At 42.6% G+C, this 16,088-nt stretch carries 11 protein-coding genes and 1 pseudogene; 9 read left to right on the plus strand and 3 right to left on the minus strand.

Going from position 1 to position 16,088, the window contains the following annotated elements; translation table 11 throughout:
- Window positions 1-5: 5 nt before the first annotated feature.
- Both ADH54_RS11860 and ADH54_RS11865 read right to left on the minus strand, forming a co-directional pair.
- Complete coding sequence (locus ADH54_RS11860; protein WP_138707702.1) at window positions 6-122, minus strand: type I toxin-antitoxin system Fst family toxin; 117 nt, start codon at window positions 120-122, stop codon at window positions 6-8.
- Window positions 123-523: 401 nt separating this feature from the next.
- Window positions 524-640 (minus strand): type I toxin-antitoxin system Fst family toxin, encoded by a 117-nt coding sequence (locus ADH54_RS11865; RefSeq protein WP_152904036.1) that lies wholly within the window; start codon window positions 638-640, stop codon window positions 524-526.
- Between the two features lie 133 nt (window positions 641-773).
- On the opposite strand from ADH54_RS11865, the gene ruvB reads away from it, so the two are divergent.
- The 9 genes and pseudogenes from ruvB (at window position 774) to ADH54_RS05525 (ending at window position 11,920) form a co-directional block, all read left to right on the plus strand.
- Window positions 774-1,772 carry a Holliday junction branch migration DNA helicase RuvB gene (ruvB, locus tag ADH54_RS05485; protein WP_080980798.1) on the plus strand — a complete coding sequence of 333 codons (999 nt, stop codon included), beginning with the start codon at window positions 774-776 and terminating at the stop codon, window positions 1,770-1,772.
- Entirely contained in the window at window positions 1,753-2,325 is a 573-nt protein-coding gene (locus ADH54_RS05490) for a nucleotidyltransferase family protein (protein ID WP_049524342.1), read from the plus strand. The genes ruvB and ADH54_RS05490 overlap by 20 nt, the downstream gene beginning before the upstream one ends.
- Before the next feature lie 231 nt (window positions 2,326-2,556).
- Window positions 2,557-3,315, plus strand: coding sequence for an isoprenyl transferase (locus ADH54_RS05495; RefSeq protein ID WP_000466722.1), 759 nt, complete (start codon window positions 2,557-2,559; stop codon window positions 3,313-3,315).
- 8 nt (window positions 3,316-3,323) lie between these two features.
- Window positions 3,324-4,127 carry a phosphatidate cytidylyltransferase gene (locus ADH54_RS05500; RefSeq protein ID WP_049524343.1) on the plus strand — a complete coding sequence of 268 codons (804 nt, stop codon included), beginning with the start codon at window positions 3,324-3,326 and terminating at the stop codon, window positions 4,125-4,127.
- Window positions 4,128-4,148: 21 nt separating this feature from the next.
- A complete protein-coding gene (gene rseP / locus ADH54_RS05505; RefSeq protein ID WP_049524344.1) occupies window positions 4,149-5,408 on the plus strand; it encodes an RIP metalloprotease RseP in 1,260 nt (419 codons plus the stop codon).
- A 12-nt stretch (window positions 5,409-5,420) separates the two neighbouring features.
- Window positions 5,421-7,274: a proline--tRNA ligase gene (locus tag ADH54_RS05510; RefSeq protein ID WP_049524345.1), complete on the plus strand. Its 1,854-nt coding sequence runs from the start codon at window positions 5,421-5,423 to the stop codon at window positions 7,272-7,274.
- Between the two features lie 98 nt (window positions 7,275-7,372).
- Window positions 7,373-8,752: a 6-phospho-beta-glucosidase gene (gene bglA / locus ADH54_RS05515; protein ID WP_049524346.1), complete on the plus strand. Its 1,380-nt coding sequence runs from the start codon at window positions 7,373-7,375 to the stop codon at window positions 8,750-8,752.
- A 191-nt stretch (window positions 8,753-8,943) separates the two neighbouring features.
- Window positions 8,944-10,752, plus strand: coding sequence for a glutamine--fructose-6-phosphate transaminase (isomerizing) (glmS, locus tag ADH54_RS05520; RefSeq protein ID WP_049524347.1), 1,809 nt, complete (start codon window positions 8,944-8,946; stop codon window positions 10,750-10,752).
- 118 nt (window positions 10,753-10,870) lie between these two features.
- Window positions 10,871-11,920: pseudogene (locus ADH54_RS05525) on the plus strand (LLM class flavin-dependent oxidoreductase).
- Window positions 11,921-12,019: 99 nt separating this feature from the next.
- Here ADH54_RS05525 and spuA read toward each other — a convergent pair.
- A complete protein-coding gene (gene spuA / locus ADH54_RS05530) occupies window positions 12,020-15,883 on the minus strand; it encodes an LPXTG-anchored pullulanase SpuA (RefSeq protein ID WP_049524348.1) in 3,864 nt (1,287 codons plus the stop codon).
- Window positions 15,884-16,088 lie beyond the last annotated feature (205 nt).

Consider the following 16,088-nt stretch of genomic DNA (forward strand, 5'->3'; position numbering starts at 1 on the left):
CGTACTCAAGTACAGCCTGCGGCTAGCTTCCTAGTTTGCTCTTTGATTTTCATTGAGTATAAGCGAAGAACGACGCCGACCACAATTGGTCCGATGATAGTTTTAAGGATTAGTTCCATCATGGGCTATCTCACCTCCTTTCGTAGGCGGTGTAGTAGTGCCGTAGAATATTATACCATATAAGTGCTAAACTCAGGAGTCACCCAATCTGGTGGAGTTTTTTGGCTCTATTTCAGGCTTTTGGGGAGTTTTCTAAACATCATTTTCCGATAACTTTCGCAATCTTGAACGTCTTGTAGTACAGAGGTTCAAGAGAATATAAACCTTTGACAAATTTTGTGAACTGTGGGATAATAAAAAGGAATTGAGTACTAGTTCTATATCATAGGCTAGAAAAGACCCCGAGCTCACGACCAAATAAGCTTGAGGTCTTTTTTGACACTATCTGTCCTTGTTTAGCCATTTATCAACTAATACTCTTCGAAAATCAAATTCAAACCACGTCAGCTTCACCTTGCCGTACTCAAGTACAGCCTGTGGCTAGCTTCCTAGTTTGTTCTTTGATTTTCATTGAGTATAAGCGAAGAACGACACCGACCACAATTGGTCCGATGATAGTTTTAAGTATTGTATCCATCATGGGCTATCTCACCTCCTTTCGCAGGCGGTGTAGAAGTGCCGTATGATATTATACCACATAAGTGCTAAACTCAGGAGCCCCCCGATCGGGTGGCTTTTTTGTTTGTGGCTTGGATTTTTGATATAATAGAGCTATGAGTAGAATTTTAGATAATGAGATAATGGGGGATGAGGAGTTAGTAGAACGCACGCTCCGTCCTCAGTACTTACGTGAATATATTGGGCAGGACAAGGTCAAGGACCAGCTCCAAATCTTTATCGAGGCTGCCAAAATGCGGGATGAAGCGCTGGATCATGTGCTCTTATTTGGGCCTCCAGGCTTGGGAAAAACGACCATGGCTTTTGTAATTGCCAATGAACTGGGAGTAAATCTCAAGCAGACTTCGGGGCCAGTCATTGAAAAAGCTGGGGATTTGGTAGCGATTTTGAATGACTTAGAGCCTGGGGATGTTCTCTTTATTGATGAGATTCATCGTTTGCCCATGCCAGTGGAAGAGGTGCTTTATAGTGCCATGGAGGACTTCTACATTGATATCATGATTGGTGCTGGTGAAGGCAGTCGCAGTGTTCATTTGGAGTTGCCACCTTTTACCTTGATTGGTGCGACGACTCGGGCTGGTATGCTCTCAAATCCACTACGAGCACGTTTTGGAATTACAGGTCATATGGAGTATTATGCTCATGCTGACTTGACGGAAATTGTTGAGCGGACGGCAGATATTTTTGAGATGGAAATCACGCATGAGGCAGCATCTGAGTTAGCCCTACGTAGCCGTGGGACCCCTCGTATTGCCAATCGTCTCCTCAAGCGCGTGCGCGATTTTGCTCAGATAATGGGGAATGGGGTGATTGATGATATTGTTACCGATAAGGCTTTGACCATGCTAGATGTTGACCATGAAGGTTTGGACTATGTGGACCAAAAAATCCTTCGGACCATGATTGAGATGTATGGTGGTGGTCCTGTCGGATTAGGAACTCTTTCTGTTAACATAGCAGAAGAACGTGAGACAGTTGAAGATATGTATGAGCCTTACTTAATTCAAAAAGGTTTTATCATGCGGACGCGGTCTGGACGGGTGGCGACTGCTAAGGCATATGAGCATTTGGGGTATGATTACAGTGAAAAATAAGCAAGAAATTTTAGAGGCTTTTAGAGAAAATCCAGATATGATGGCTATTCTGACGATCATCCGAAACCTTGGTTTGAAAGACTCGTGGTTGGCAGCAGGTTCTGTCAGAAATTTTATCTGGAATCTCTTGTCAGACAAATCATCTTTTGACTGTGAAACAGATGTAGATGTGATTTTCTTTGATCCAGATATTTCTTATGAGGAAACCTTATTACTGGAGAAAAAGCTGAGAGAGGACTTTCCTCAGTACCAGTGGGAGTTGAAAAATCAGGTCTATATGCACCAGCACAGCCCTCATACTGCTCCCTATAGCAGTTCCCGTGATGCTATGAGTAAGTATCCAGAACGGTGTACGGCAGTTGGACTGCGCTTGAATGAAGAATCCGATTTTGAACTCTATGCACCTTATGGTTTGGATGATATTTTGAATTTTCAAGTTCGTCCAACTCCTCATTTTTTAGAGAATGAAGACCGAATGAAGCTCTATCAAACACGATTATCCAAGAAAAATTGGCAGGATAAATGGAAAAATTTGATTTTTAAAAATACTTAAGGAAACTTTAAGATAGGAAGTGTATACTAAGTTCATAAGTTAAGAAGACCTTAACTTAAACTCCTAAAACTTTTTCATAATAATCTCCCTATAAAAAATAGAGTCGCCCAATCAGGCGGCTTATTTTTTTGAAAAATGGGCTTTGTGCCTGAGAATAAATAGCTTAGTGATAGAAGAAAATGGGGAAATATGGTATAATGAAACGATAGATTTTTGAATAGGAATAAGATCATGTTTGGATTTTTTAAGAAAGATAAGGCTGTGGAAGTAGAGGTTCCGACACAGGTTCCTGCTCATATCGGCATCATCATGGATGGGAATGGCCGCTGGGCTAAAAAACGTATGCAACCGCGAGTCTTCGGACATAAGGCGGGCATGGAAGCATTGCAAACTGTGACCAAGGCAGCCAACAAACTAGGCGTTAAGGTTATTACGGTCTATGCTTTTTCTACAGAAAACTGGACCCGTCCAGATCAGGAAGTCAAGTTCATCATGAACTTGCCAGTAGAGTTTTATGATAATTATGTCCCGGAATTGCATGCGAATAATGTTAAGATTCAAATGATTGGGGAAACGGACCGCCTACCTAAGCAAACTTTTGAAGCTCTGACTAAAGCTGAGGAATTGACTAAGAACAACACAGGTTTGATTCTTAATTTTGCCCTTAACTATGGTGGACGTGCTGAGATTACACAGGCTCTTAAGTTGATTTCTCAGGATGTGTTAGATGCCAAAATCAACCCAGGTGACATCACAGAGGAATTGATTGGCAACTATCTCTTCACCCAGCATTTGCCTAAGGAGTTACGAGACCCAGACTTGATTATCCGTACTAGTGGAGAATTGCGTTTGAGCAATTTCCTTCCATGGCAGGGAGCCTATAGTGAGCTCTATTTTACGGACACCTTGTGGCCTGATTTTGACGAGGCGGCCTTGCAGGAAGCCATTCTTGCCTACAATCGTCGTCATCGCCGATTTGGAGGAGTTTAGGAGGAAATATGACACAGGATTTACAGAAAAGAACCTTGTTTGCAGGGATTGCCCTGGCTATTTTCCTACCGATTTTAATGATTGGGGGCCTCTTGCTTCAGATAGCAATTGGAATCATAGCCATGCTAGCCATGCATGAACTTTTGAAGATGAGAGGTTTAGAGACCATGACTATGGAGGGCCTTTTGACCCTCTTTGCAACCTTTGCTTTGACCATTCCCTTGGAGAATTACCTGACTTTTTTGCCAGTTGATGGGAATGTGGTTGCCTATAGTGTTTTGATTTCAATTATGTTAGGAACGACTGTTTTTAGCAAGTCGTATACGATTGAGGACGCTGTTTTCCCTCTTGCTATGAGTTTCTATGTAGGCTTTGGATTTAATGCTCTATTAGATGCTAGAATTGCAGGTTTAGATAAGGCACTCTTGGCCTTGTGTATCGTTTGGGCTACAGACAGTGGTGCCTATCTTGTTGGGATGAACTATGGGAAACGAAAATTAGCTCCGACAGTTTCTCCAAATAAAACCTTTGAGGGTGCCTTGGGTGGTATTTTAGGTGCGATTTTAGTAACCATCATCTTTATGATAGTTGACAGTACAGTTGCTCTTCCGTATGGAATTTACAAGATGTCCGTCTTTGCTATTTTCTTTAGCATTGCTGGACAATTTGGTGATTTACTAGAAAGTTCGATCAAGCGTCACTTTGGTGTCAAGGATTCTGGGAAATTTATCCCTGGCCATGGTGGTGTTTTGGATCGTTTCGATAGTATGTTGCTTGTATTTCCAATCATGCACTTATTTGGACTCTTTTAATCAAAAGACGGAGGAAACACTATGCTCGGAATTTTAACCTTTATTCTGGTTTTTGGGATTATTGTAGTGGTGCACGAGTTCGGACACTTCTACTTTGCCAAGAAATCAGGGATTCTAGTGCGTGAATTTGCCATTGGCATGGGACCCAAGATCTTTGCTCACATTGGCAAGGATGGAACGGCCTATACTATTCGAATCTTGCCTCTGGGTGGCTATGTTCGCATGGCTGGTTGGGGTGATGATACAACTGAAATTAAGACAGGGACTCCTGTCAGTTTGACGCTTACTGATGATGGTAAGGTTAAACGCATCAATCTCTCAGGTAAAAAATTGGATCAAACAGCCCTCCCTATGCAGGTGACCCAGTTTGATTTTGAAGACAAGCTCTTTATCAAGGGCTTGGTTCTGGAAGAAGAAAAAACATTTGCAGTGGATCACGATGCAACGGTTGTGGAAGCAGATGGTACTGAGGTTCGGATTGCACCTTTAGATGTTCAATATCAAAATGCGACTATCTGGGGGAAACTCATTACTAATTTTGCAGGTCCTATGAACAACTTTATCTTAGGGGTTGTTGTTTTTTGGATTTTAATCTTTATGCAGGGTGGCGTCAGAGATGTTGATACCAACCAGTTTCATGTCATGCCCCAAGGGGCTTTGGCTAAGGTAGGAGTGCCAGAAACAGCACAGATTACCAAGATTGGTTCACATGAGATTAACAACTGGGAAAGCTTGATTCAGGCTGTGGAAACAGAAACCAAAGATAAGACGGCTCCGACCTTGGATGTGACTATTTTTGAAAATGGTAGTGACAAACAAGTTACGGTTACTCCAGAAGAAAGTCAAGGCCGTTACCTTCTAGGTGTTCAACCAGGGATTAAGTCAGATTTTGTATCTATGTTTGTGGGTGGTTTTACAACTGCTGCTGACTCGGCCCTACGAATTCTATCAGCTCTGAAAAATCTGATTTTCCAACCGGATTTGAACAAGCTGGGTGGACCTGTTGCTATCTTTAAGGCAAGTAGTGATGCCGCTAAAAATGGAATTGAAAATGTCTTGTACTTCTTGGCAATGATTTCCATCAATATTGGGATTTTTAATCTTATTCCGATTCCAGCCCTGGATGGTGGTAAGATTGTGCTCAATATCCTAGAAGCCATCCGCCGCAAACCATTGAAACAAGAAATTGAAACCTATGTCACCTTGGCCGGAGTGGTCATCATGGTTGTCTTGATGATTGCTGTGACCTGGAATGACATTATGCGACTCTTTTTTAGATAATCGAGGAATATTATGAAACAAAGTAAAATGCCTATCCCAACGCTTCGCGAAATGCCAAGCGATGCTCAAGTTATCAGCCATGCTCTTATGTTGCGAGCTGGTTATGTTCGTCAAGTCTCAGCAGGTGTTTATTCTTACCTACCACTTGCCAACCGTGTGATTGAAAAAGCTAAAAACATCATGCGCCAAGAATTTGATAAGATTGGTGCAGTTGAGATGTTGGCTCCTGCCCTTCTTAGTGCAGAATTGTGGCGCGAATCAGGTCGTTACGAAACTTATGGTGAGGACCTTTATAAACTAAAAAACCGTGAAAAATCAGACTTCATCCTAGGCCCAACTCACGAAGAAACATTTACAGCTATCGTTCGTGATTCTGTTAAGTCTTACAAGCAATTGCCACTCAACCTTTACCAAATCCAACCTAAGTATCGTGATGAAAAACGCCCACGTAATGGACTTCTCCGTACACGTGAGTTTATCATGAAGGATGCTTACAGCTTCCACGCTAACTATGATAGCTTGGACAGTGTTTACGATGAGTATAAGGCTGCTTATGAGCGTATTTTCACTCGTAGTGGTTTAGACTTCAAGGCTATTATTGGTGACGGTGGAGCCATGGGTGGTAAGGACAGCCAAGAATTTATGGCCATCACACCTGCCCGTACAGACCTTGACCGCTGGGTTGTCTTGGACAAGTCAGTTGCCTCATTTGACGAAATTCCTGCAGAAGTGCAAGAAGAAATCAAGGCAGAATTGCTCAAATGGATGGTTTCTGGTGAAGATACCATCGCCTACTCAAGTGAATCTAGCTATGCAGCTAACTTAGAAATGGCAACAAACGAGTACAAACCAAGCAATCGTGTTGTCGCTGAAGAAGAAGTGACTCGTGTTGCAACACCAGATGTTAAATCAATCGATGAAGTTGCAGCCTTCCTTAACGTTCCAGAAGAACAAACGATTAAAACTCTTTTCTATATGGCAGATGGTGAGCTTGTTGCGGCTCTTCTAGTTGGTAATGACCAGCTCAATGAAGTCAAGTTGAAAAACCACTTGGGAGCAGATTTCTTCGACGTTGCTAGTGAAGAAGAAGTGGCGAATCTTGTTCAAGCAGGTTTTGGTTCACTTGGCCCAGTTGGTTTGCCAGAGAATGTTAAAATTATTGCAGATCGTAAGGTGCAAGATGTTCACAATGCAGTTGTCGGTGCTAACGAAGATGGCTACCACTTGACTGGTGTGAACCCAGGTCGTGATTTTACTGCAGAATATGTGGATATCCGTGAAGTTCGTGAGGGTGAAATTTCTCCAGACGGACAAGGTGTCCTTAACTTTGCGCGTGGTATCGAAATTGGTCACATCTTCAAACTCGGTACTCGCTATTCGGCAAGCATGGGAGCAGATGTTTTGGATGAAAATGGCCGTGCTGTGCCAATTATCATGGGATGTTACGGTATCGGTGTCAGCCGTCTCCTTTCAGCAGTGATGGAGCAACACGCTCGCCTCTTTGTTAACAAAACGCCAAAAGGTGAATACCGTTACGCATGGGGAATCAATTTCCCTAAAGAATTGGCACCATTTGATGTGCACTTGATTACTGTCAATGTCAAGGACGAAGAAGCACAAGCCTTGACAGAAAAACTTGAATCTAGCTTGATGGGAGCTGGTTACGAAGTCTTGACAGACGACCGTAATGAACGTGTCGGAGTCAAATTCAGCGATAGTGACTTGATTGGGTTGCCAATCCGTATCACTGTTGGTAAAAAAGCAGCCGATGGCATTGTAGAAGTTAAGATTAAAGCGACTGGTGACACCATCGAAGTTCATGCCGATAACGTGCTTGAAACGCTTGAAATCCTCAGCAAGAAATAAAAACTATAATCAGAAGAAAAACAAGGAAAAAATGTAACTAGTTTTTACCTTGTTTTTTCTGTATAATGGGAAAAATGAGTAGATAATGAGGTAAATGTATGCTAAGATTTCCAAAGGATTTTGTCTGGGGATCCTCTACTTCTGGACCACAAACAGAAGGACGTGTAGCTGGTGACGGTAAGGGAGATAATCTCTGGGATTATTGGTACCAAGTGGAGCCAAATCGTTACTATAATGGGATTGGTCCAGATAAGACATCGACCTTTTATGAAAATTGGGAAAAAGATATCGAGCTACTGGTAGAAACTGGTCATACAGCCTTTCGGACTTCTATTCAATGGTCACGGATTTTTCCACAAGGGCGTGGAAAAGTCAATCCTCAAGGTGTGGATTTCTATCGTAAGGTTTTTGAGGCTATTAAGGCTAAAGGGATTCGTCTTTTAGTCAATCTTTATCATTTTGATTTGCCTTTTGCCCTTCAAGAGGATGGTGATGGTTGGGAAAATAAGGCGACTGTCTCAGCTTATGAAGACTATGCTCGTTTTTGTTTTGAGACTTATGGAGATTTAGTGGATCAATGGATTACCTTTAATGAACCCATCGTTCCTGTAGAATTTGGCTATTTTTACGATGCTCATTATCCACATAAGGTGGATGCAGAGGCAGCAGTTAAAGTAGCCTATCATACACAATTGGCTAGCAGTCGGGCAGTCAAGGCCTGCCATGAAATTTTTCCTGATTCCAAAATTGGGATTGTCCTCAACTTGACACCGGCTTATCCACGTAGCCAGCATCCTGCTGATGTCAAGGCAGCTCGGATTGCGGACCTTTTTCAGGCCCAATCTTTCTTAGATCCGTCCGTTTTGGGGACTTATCCACAGGAGTTGGTAGAAATCTTGCATGAACACGGTCTCTTACCAGATGCTACAGAGGAGGAGTTGGAGCTCATTCGTGACAATACGGTGGACTTCCTTGGTGTCAACTACTATCAGCCTTTGCGTGTTATGGCACCTCGATTTGCTAAGCATCCAGAGAGTCCACTCTTACCCGAACATTTTTACGAGCCTTATGTGATGCCTGGACGTAAAATCAATCCTCATCGTGGCTGGGAGATTTATGAGCAAGGGATCTATGACATTGCTCAAAATATCAAGGAAAATTATGGTAATATCGAATGGATGTTGACAGAGAATGGTATGGGTGTTGAAGGGGAAGAAAAATTCCGTCAAGATGGGATGATTCAAGATGATTACCGTATTGGCTTTGTAAAAGGTCATCTTCGTGAACTTCACCGTGCCATTAAAGATGGAGCCAACTGTAAAGGATACTTAATCTGGACCTTTATTGATTGCTGGTCATGGCTCAATAGCTATAAAAATCGCTACGGTTTGGTTGAATTAGACTTGGAAACGCAAGAACGTCGTCTGAAGAAATCAGAGCACTGGTTCAAGGAACTAAGTGATAATAATGGATTTTAAAAAAGACTCTGACTGATTATCCCAATTGGTCAGAGTTTTTTGCTTACAGGAGCTTAATTTGAACTATACCAATTTTTACTCTTGACAAGTGAAAGAAACAAGTATATACTGTTTTTGCTGATTCTATAAAAGAGGAATTAGACTATACCAATTTTAAGGAGAAAGCACAGCTTGCCTGTGTCGTATATACTATGTGTGGAATTGTTGGTGTTGTTGGAAACACAAATGCAACTGATATTTTGATTCAAGGGCTTGAAAAGCTCGAATACCGTGGCTATGATTCTGCGGGGATTTTTGTCCTAGGTGGTGCTGAAAACCATCTAGTCAAGGCTGTTGGTCGTATTGCAGAATTGTCTGCCAAGACAGCTGGTGTTGAGGGAACAACTGGTATCGGACATACTCGTTGGGCAACTCACGGGAAACCAACTGAGGACAATGCTCACCCACATCGCTCTGAGACTGAACGTTTTGTTTTGGTGCACAATGGGGTGATTGAGAACTACCTTGAAATCAAGGAAGAATACCTTGCAGGTCACCACTTTAAGGGGCAAACAGATACTGAAATTGCCGTTCACTTGATTGGAAAATTTGCGGAAGAAGATGGCTTGTCAGTTCTTGAAGCTTTCAAAAAAGCTCTTCACATCATTCGTGGTTCTTATGCTTTTGCCTTGGTTGATTCACAAGACCCTGAAGTCATCTATGTGGCTAAGAATAAATCACCACTTTTGATTGGTCTTGGACAAGGCTATAACATGGTCTGCTCAGATGCGATGGCTATGATTCGTGAGACCAACCAATACATGGAAATTCATGACCAAGAGTTGGTAATCGTCAAGGCTGACAGTGTGGAAGTTCAAGACTATGATGGTAATAGTCGTGAGCGTGCTAGCTACACTGCTGAGCTTGATTTGTCAGATATCGGTAAGGGAACTTATCCTTACTACATGCTCAAGGAAATCGATGAGCAACCAACGGTTATGCGTAAACTCATCCAAGCCTACACAGATGAGGCTGGTCAAGTTGTCGTAGATCCAGCTATCATCCAGGCTGTTCAAGACGCAGACCGTATCTACATCCTTGCAGCTGGGACATCTTACCATGCAGGATTTGCTTCTAAGAAGATGTTGGAAGAATTGACAGATACGCCAGTTGAACTTGGAATCTCATCTGAGTGGGGCTACGGCATGCCACTTCTCAGCAAGAAACCACTCTTCATCTTTATCAGCCAATCTGGTGAAACAGCGGATAGTCGTCAGGTTTTGGTTAAGGCTAATGAAATGGGAATCCCAAGTTTGACAGTGACAAATGTCCCAGGTTCAACTCTTTCACGTGAAGCTAACCATACCATGCTTCTTCATGCAGGTCCTGAAATTGCCGTGGCATCAACTAAGGCTTATACAGCGCAAATCGCAGCCCTTGCCTTCCTAGCAAAAGCAGTCGGAGAAGCAAATGGCAATGCCAAAGCGCAGGCCTTTGATTTGGTTCATGAGTTGTCAATCGTAGCTCAGTCTATCGAATCAACTCTTTCAGAGAAAGAAGACATTGAAGCCAAGGTTCGTGATCTTCTTGAAACAACTCGTAATGCCTTTTACATCGGACGTGGTCAAGATTACTACGTAGCTATGGAAGCAAGCCTTAAACTCAAAGAGATTTCTTACATCCAGTGTGAAGGCTTTGCGGCAGGAGAACTCAAGCATGGAACTATTGCCTTGATTGAAGAAGGAACACCTGTCTTGGCACTCTTGTCAGATCCAGTCCTTGCCAACCATACTCGTGGAAATATCCAAGAGGTCGCAGCCCGTGGTGCCAAGGTTCTCACTATCGCAGAAGAAAATGTAGCCAAAGATACAGACGATATCGTCCTTACAACTGTGCACCCTTACCTCTCACCAATTTCAATGGTTGTGCCAACGCAATTAGTCGCTTACTTTGCAACACTCCACCGTGGACTTGATGTGGACAAACCACGTAACCTTGCTAAGTCAGTAACGGTAGAATAAGCTAAAAAAGTCTAGTTATCTAGGCTTTTTCTTGTGAGCAGATTGGTTGCTTGTAGTCAAGATTCGTGTTAGAATAATTTTTCAAATTGCAGGAAAGAAATAGACGGGGAGAATCACAATGGTAGAATTGGGAATTTCAACATTTGGGGAAACAACGGTGCTTGAAGGGACTGGGTAGTCTTACAGTCATACTGAACGCATTCGCCAGTTGGTGGCAGAGATTGAGCTGGCCGACAAGCTTGGTTTGGATGTGTATGGGATTGGTGAGCATCATCGAGCAGATTTTGCGGTATCAGCCCCAGAGATTATCCTGGCTGCTGGGACAGTCAATACCAAGAAAATTCGTTTGACCAGTGCAGTCAGCATTCTCTCGAGTATGGACCCTATTCGTTTATTCCAACAGTATGCCACTATCGATGCTTTGTCAAATGGACGAGCGGAGATTATGGCTGGAAGGGGGTCTTTCACGGAATCTTTTCCCTTGTTTGGATATGATTTGAAAGACTACGAAGCCCTTTTTGATGAGAAATTAGACTTGCTTCAGTTAGTTAATGAAAAGACCAAGCTAGACTGGCAAGGTCGCTTGACCCAAACAATCTCTGGCAAAGAAGTCTATCCCCGTCCAGTTCAGGACAAATTACCCTTGTGGATAGCGACAGGAGGTCATGTCGAATCAACAGTGAAGATTGCTCAGGCTGGTCTACCGATTGTTTATGCCATTATTGGTGGTAACCCTCGTTATTTTAAAAAGTTGATTCAGGCTTATCGTGAGATTGGAAGCGAAGCGGGCCATGCCAGTCATCAACTAAAGGTTGGGGCCCATTCTTGGGGATGGATTGCTGAAGATGGCGAGCAGGCGGTGAAAGATTATTTCCATCCGACCAAGCAAGTAGTGGATGCTATTTCCAAAGACCGTCCTCACTGGCAGGAGTTGCGTTATGAACAATATTTGGAGCAAGTTGGACCAAATGGTGCCATGTTTGTGGGCAATCCAGATCAGGTAGCAGAAAAATTGATTCGCATGATTGAGGATTTAGGCTTGGACCGCTTTATGTTGCATCTACCTCTTGGTTCTATGCCTCATGAACAAGTCCTGAGAGCTATTGAACTCTTCGGAACGCAAGTTGCACCCAAAGTCCGGGCTTACTTTACCATGAAAGAGGCTTAATAAAAAATCCTAATCAAGTTTATTAGGACAACAAATATTGTACAAAAACTAATCCCCCGAGCTATAATGCTTGGGGGATTTTTCTATAGGAGGGCTAGTTTAGTTCTCTTTTTTGTTTTTTAGCAAGAACCCTAGACCTAGAAGGGCAAGGAGACTAATTCCTGCAAACAGGAGTTTGTGATCGTTTTTGGTTCCTGTATTTGGAAGTTCAGCTTGTTTAGCTAGGGGTGCAGGTGTATTATCCTTGCTAGAGTTTTCTACCGATTCGTTTTGAACCGCTTCTTTCACAGATGATGGCTGTGCTTCTTGTGTTGGTTGTTCAGCTTGTGAATCGGTTGGAGCTTGGCTATGTTTATCTTCTGCATCAGCTACTTTTTCATCTGGTTTAGTAGAATCAGGTTTAGCTTCTGGAGCTGGATCTTGATGTGTAGGGTGAGAAGCTTCATTTTGATGTTCAGGCTTGGAAGGGGTTGAGTCTGGTTTCTCTTCTGCAGTTGACTCATGGTTAGTTCCATTTTGAGAGACTCGAAGAACAGTAGCTGTAAGGGCATTTAATTTCAAGCCTTTTTCAGTCCATTCGAGTCCTTTCGGGTTGGCAATTCCTACTGGTCCTGCTTGGTTTTCATCTGCTAAAACTTCAGCATTTCTGAGGTGGGCGAAGGCAGTTCCCAAGTTAAATTCGCGAGCTTTTTCGTCCGCATTGACAAAGACTGCGTAGATATCACCGTTTGGAGCAGTAATTTGGTAGCCAATCACTACATCCTCTTTTTCTACACCGTTTTGACCTGGAACAGTGATGAGGTGGACACGGTCTTTGATATCTTGAAGACTCTTAAGTCGGAAGGCATCTGTAGATTGACGAAGGGCAATCAACCCTTTCATATAGTCACGGCTCTTGACATTTTCAGGATAAGCTTTACCATCTGTAGCCTTAGTCCAGTCAAACTTGTTAACTGCATCGCTAGAATCGTAAGAGTCATGGATGAAGTAAGGATAGTCAAATGGATTGCCGTCCTTATCACGCAACAAGTGAGATTTGTTTGGTTGTTTGTCCTCTGCTACTGGAGTCTTGTAGGCTGGATCACGGAATTGTTTAGTACGTCCGTATTCCTGACCAGAGTGGATAAATGGAGTTCCTTGAGCTGTCAAGACCATGAGGTTTCCAAGTCGCAAACGACGGTGGATTTCAGCATAGTTCTCGGCCTTGCTTGGGTCTTTTTTAATAGACTGAGCGATAATGTCAAAGAGGGTCAAGTTGTCATGGGCTGCGATGTATTGGATGACATCTCCAGGGCTGTCTGCTTCAAAGTTGGTTGGTTGAGCAATCAGATTTTTGAAGATAGTGTTGATATCACGCTTGCCACCTGTGATAAAAGCAGGTTGACCTTCGTTTGGATAACCAGATTTGAGGTTGTTACGGATGTCATCTGAGAAGACAGCGACAGTATCGGTATGTTTCATCCAATCTTGGTCAGCAGCTTTAGTAGGCATATTTTCATCACCAGCATAGGTTCTCCAACCTTCACCTAGCATGATTAGGTTTGGATTGAGGGCGCGTGCGGCCTTGTAAGCTTCTTCGATAGAAGCCGCATCGTGGTCTCCCATCATATCGAAACGGAATCCATCCACTTTGTAGGTATCAACTAGATATTTGATAGAGTCAACTAGGAGTCGTTTGGTCATATGGTGGGTTGTCCCCAAGCGTCCACCACCAAAGCTAGTTCGAGGTGTTCCATCAGCATCCATAAAGTGGTAGTAGTTTGGCTCTAAATCTTCAAAGATATCGACTTTGGCTGTATGGTTGTAAACTACGTCCAGGATAGCTCCCATGCCACGTTTGTGGATCTCATTGATGAGGTTTTTAAACTCTGCGATTCGTTTTTCTGGATTTTTAGGATCGCTTGAATACATACCAGTCAATGAGAAGTAGTTTTGAGGATCATATCCCCAGTTGTAGTTGCTGTTGCTTGAAGCATAGTCAGACAAGCGTTCATGGTTTTTCAATTCATTGACAAAGTAGTAAGACAAGACTGGAAGGAGCTGGATGTGGGTTACCCCCAAGTCTTTGAGATAGTCTAGTTTTTCAATAAAGGCTTCAAAGGTACCAAATGGTTTGGTCAAGTCTTTTGCAATGGCAGGATCTGAAGTGAAGTCACGCACATGAGCTTCGTAGATAACGGCATCTTCACGAGTCTTGAAGTTGTGAATCTTACCATAAGTCAAGTCTTGAGGTCCTAGTTTAGCTGGATCTACAAAGGCAGCTTTAGCCACTTTATGGGAAGCGTCTGTTTTTGCAAGATCGCTGTTCCAAGCAGCGAGGGACTTAGCGTAAGGATCGAGTGCAAGAACAGTTTTACCTTGACGCTCAATTTGGTATTGATAATAGTATCCAGTGAAATCCGTGATTCCTAATTTGTTTGTGCTATCTAGAGTTTGTTTCCAAGTTCCTCTTTCCCCTTTTTCAAGAGCGACAGTTCCAACCACTTTTTCAGGGTCATTCTTGTCGTAGACAACAACAGAAACCTTATCAGCACTTGGTGACCAAAGAGTCAAATCAACTTGTTTTCCTTCTTCTTTTAAGTCAGCTCCAAGTTTGCCATCATAGCTGTAAGTCTCATCTTTAAGGCGCCAGCTTGTTTTGGTAGTGAAGTGGTCGGAATTGTAGCTAACAGTATATGGATGTTTTGTATCTGAGAAATCTCCGCTGTAAGTCACTTTCTTACCAGCTTCATCGATTGCAACATCGGTAATAGTTACCTTGTTTCCTAGGTGATTAGTGATGTTGGAGTGTTTGAGGATATCTTCTTTTTTGGCACCAACTAGTGTTGAAAAACTACTTTCAATGCTAGAAGTGCCTATGTGTTGGGCTCCTGTCATACGGATATCATGGACATAGTATGGATTTGTGTAAATTGATTCATCATCGTCTTTTAGAAAAATTTGGCTATGATTTTTCAAATCTGTGAACTTATAATCTTCTTTACGGATTTTCACGTCGTCTCCTTGTTTGCTCTCATCTAGTAATAAAAAGCCAAATTCTTTGGCGGCATCCTTAAGAGGGATGTCGATATAGCGACCATATTTGCCTGTAGCCGTAAAGTCTGTTCCGTCAGGCCATTGAGCGCTACTTGGATTTTTCACATCTCCCCAGTACCAGAGAGATTTCTTGTCATAGTTGCCATCCGTGCGGTAGTAGTTGACGCGAACAGTTCCTGCAGGTTGTGGTTCGTAAGAGAAAACCTTATAATCTTGGTCCAACCAAGCCTCGTTCATTTTTGGAACTAGTTTTTCTACAGATTTATCGCCGGTTAGATTTTTTCCAGCTGTATTGTTGATGAGGAAGCTAATTTTCTTGGCTTGTTCTCCCTTTAATTTGACATCTAGGTAGTAGCCGTAGTCATCTTTCTTGGCATCCTTGAAGGACAAGGCTCCGTTAGGCCAATTTTCAGAAGGTTTTTCAACATCATCCCAAGTCCATAGTCCTTGAGCATCCTTGTTTTCTTCAGGAAGTTTTTTGACATGGATACGGAAGTAGTTGTCTTCGATTGGCTCTTCTGCCTTAGTTTCAGTTGCTACTGGACTAGTAGAAGTAGTTGGCTCACTTGAACGATCTTGTCCAGTTTGTGGTGCTGAATCGGCTGGGCTTGCAACAGGAGTTGTTGGCTCTGTTGCAGGTTTTTCTTCTGTTTTCTTTAGGGAAGCGTTTGCATTTACGGGTGAAGAAAAATCGCTTTCGTTCTTGCCAGCGATGTTTGTTGCATCAGTAAGAGGTTGAGTAAGGGAGGTTGTATTTCTGTTGCTGGGTTCGTTAGTGGTTGGTGTACTTTCGTTGGCTGAGATAGTTGACGTAGCCATAGCAAGTAGGACAAGGCTTGCGCCGATAAGGACAGAACCAGTTCCATTTTTGAGGGAACGGATGCTGTAGACCATTTTTTTCTCAGTTTGAGATGGTGTTTTTCTCATAATGATTCTCCAATCAATAAATTTCTATATCAGTATAGCATGTAGTAAAACAATATGCAAGCGTTTTCTTTTATTTGTCAAAGAAATTCTTACTTTTGAGAAGTTTTCCGTATTATTTTATATATCAGTATAAATAATGGAAATAATACTCAATGAAAATCAAAGAGCAAACTAGGAAACTAGCCGCAGGCTGTACTTGAGTACG

This window comes from Streptococcus pseudopneumoniae (genome assembly GCF_001072315.1).
In the GTDB taxonomy this organism is placed as follows: Bacteria; Bacillota; Bacilli; order Lactobacillales; family Streptococcaceae; genus Streptococcus; species Streptococcus pseudopneumoniae_R.

What these genes read in the sequence shown, in the direction of transcription:
- ruvB (WP_080980798.1), top strand. Translation starts at nt 774, where the DNA reads ATGAGTAGAATTTTAGATAATGAGATAATGGGGGATGAGGAGTTAGTA.
- ADH54_RS11860 (WP_138707702.1), bottom strand. Translation starts at nt 122, where the DNA reads ATGATGGAACTAATCCTTAAAACTATCATCGGACCAATTGTGGTCGGC.
- ADH54_RS05500 (WP_049524343.1), top strand. Translation starts at nt 3,324, where the DNA reads ATGACACAGGATTTACAGAAAAGAACCTTGTTTGCAGGGATTGCCCTG.
- bglA (WP_049524346.1), top strand. Translation starts at nt 7,373, where the DNA reads ATGCTAAGATTTCCAAAGGATTTTGTCTGGGGATCCTCTACTTCTGGA.
- ADH54_RS05490 (WP_049524342.1), top strand. Translation starts at nt 1,753, where the DNA reads ATGATTACAGTGAAAAATAAGCAAGAAATTTTAGAGGCTTTTAGAGAA.
- glmS (WP_049524347.1), top strand. Translation starts at nt 8,944, where the DNA reads ATGTGTGGAATTGTTGGTGTTGTTGGAAACACAAATGCAACTGATATT.
- spuA (WP_049524348.1), bottom strand. Translation starts at nt 15,883, where the DNA reads ATGAGAAAAACACCATCTCAAACTGAGAAAAAAATGGTCTACAGCATC.
- ADH54_RS11865 (WP_152904036.1), bottom strand. Translation starts at nt 640, where the DNA reads ATGATGGATACAATACTTAAAACTATCATCGGACCAATTGTGGTCGGT.
- ADH54_RS05510 (WP_049524345.1), top strand. Translation starts at nt 5,421, where the DNA reads ATGAAACAAAGTAAAATGCCTATCCCAACGCTTCGCGAAATGCCAAGC.
- ADH54_RS05495 (WP_000466722.1), top strand. Translation starts at nt 2,557, where the DNA reads ATGTTTGGATTTTTTAAGAAAGATAAGGCTGTGGAAGTAGAGGTTCCG.
- rseP (WP_049524344.1), top strand. Translation starts at nt 4,149, where the DNA reads ATGCTCGGAATTTTAACCTTTATTCTGGTTTTTGGGATTATTGTAGTG.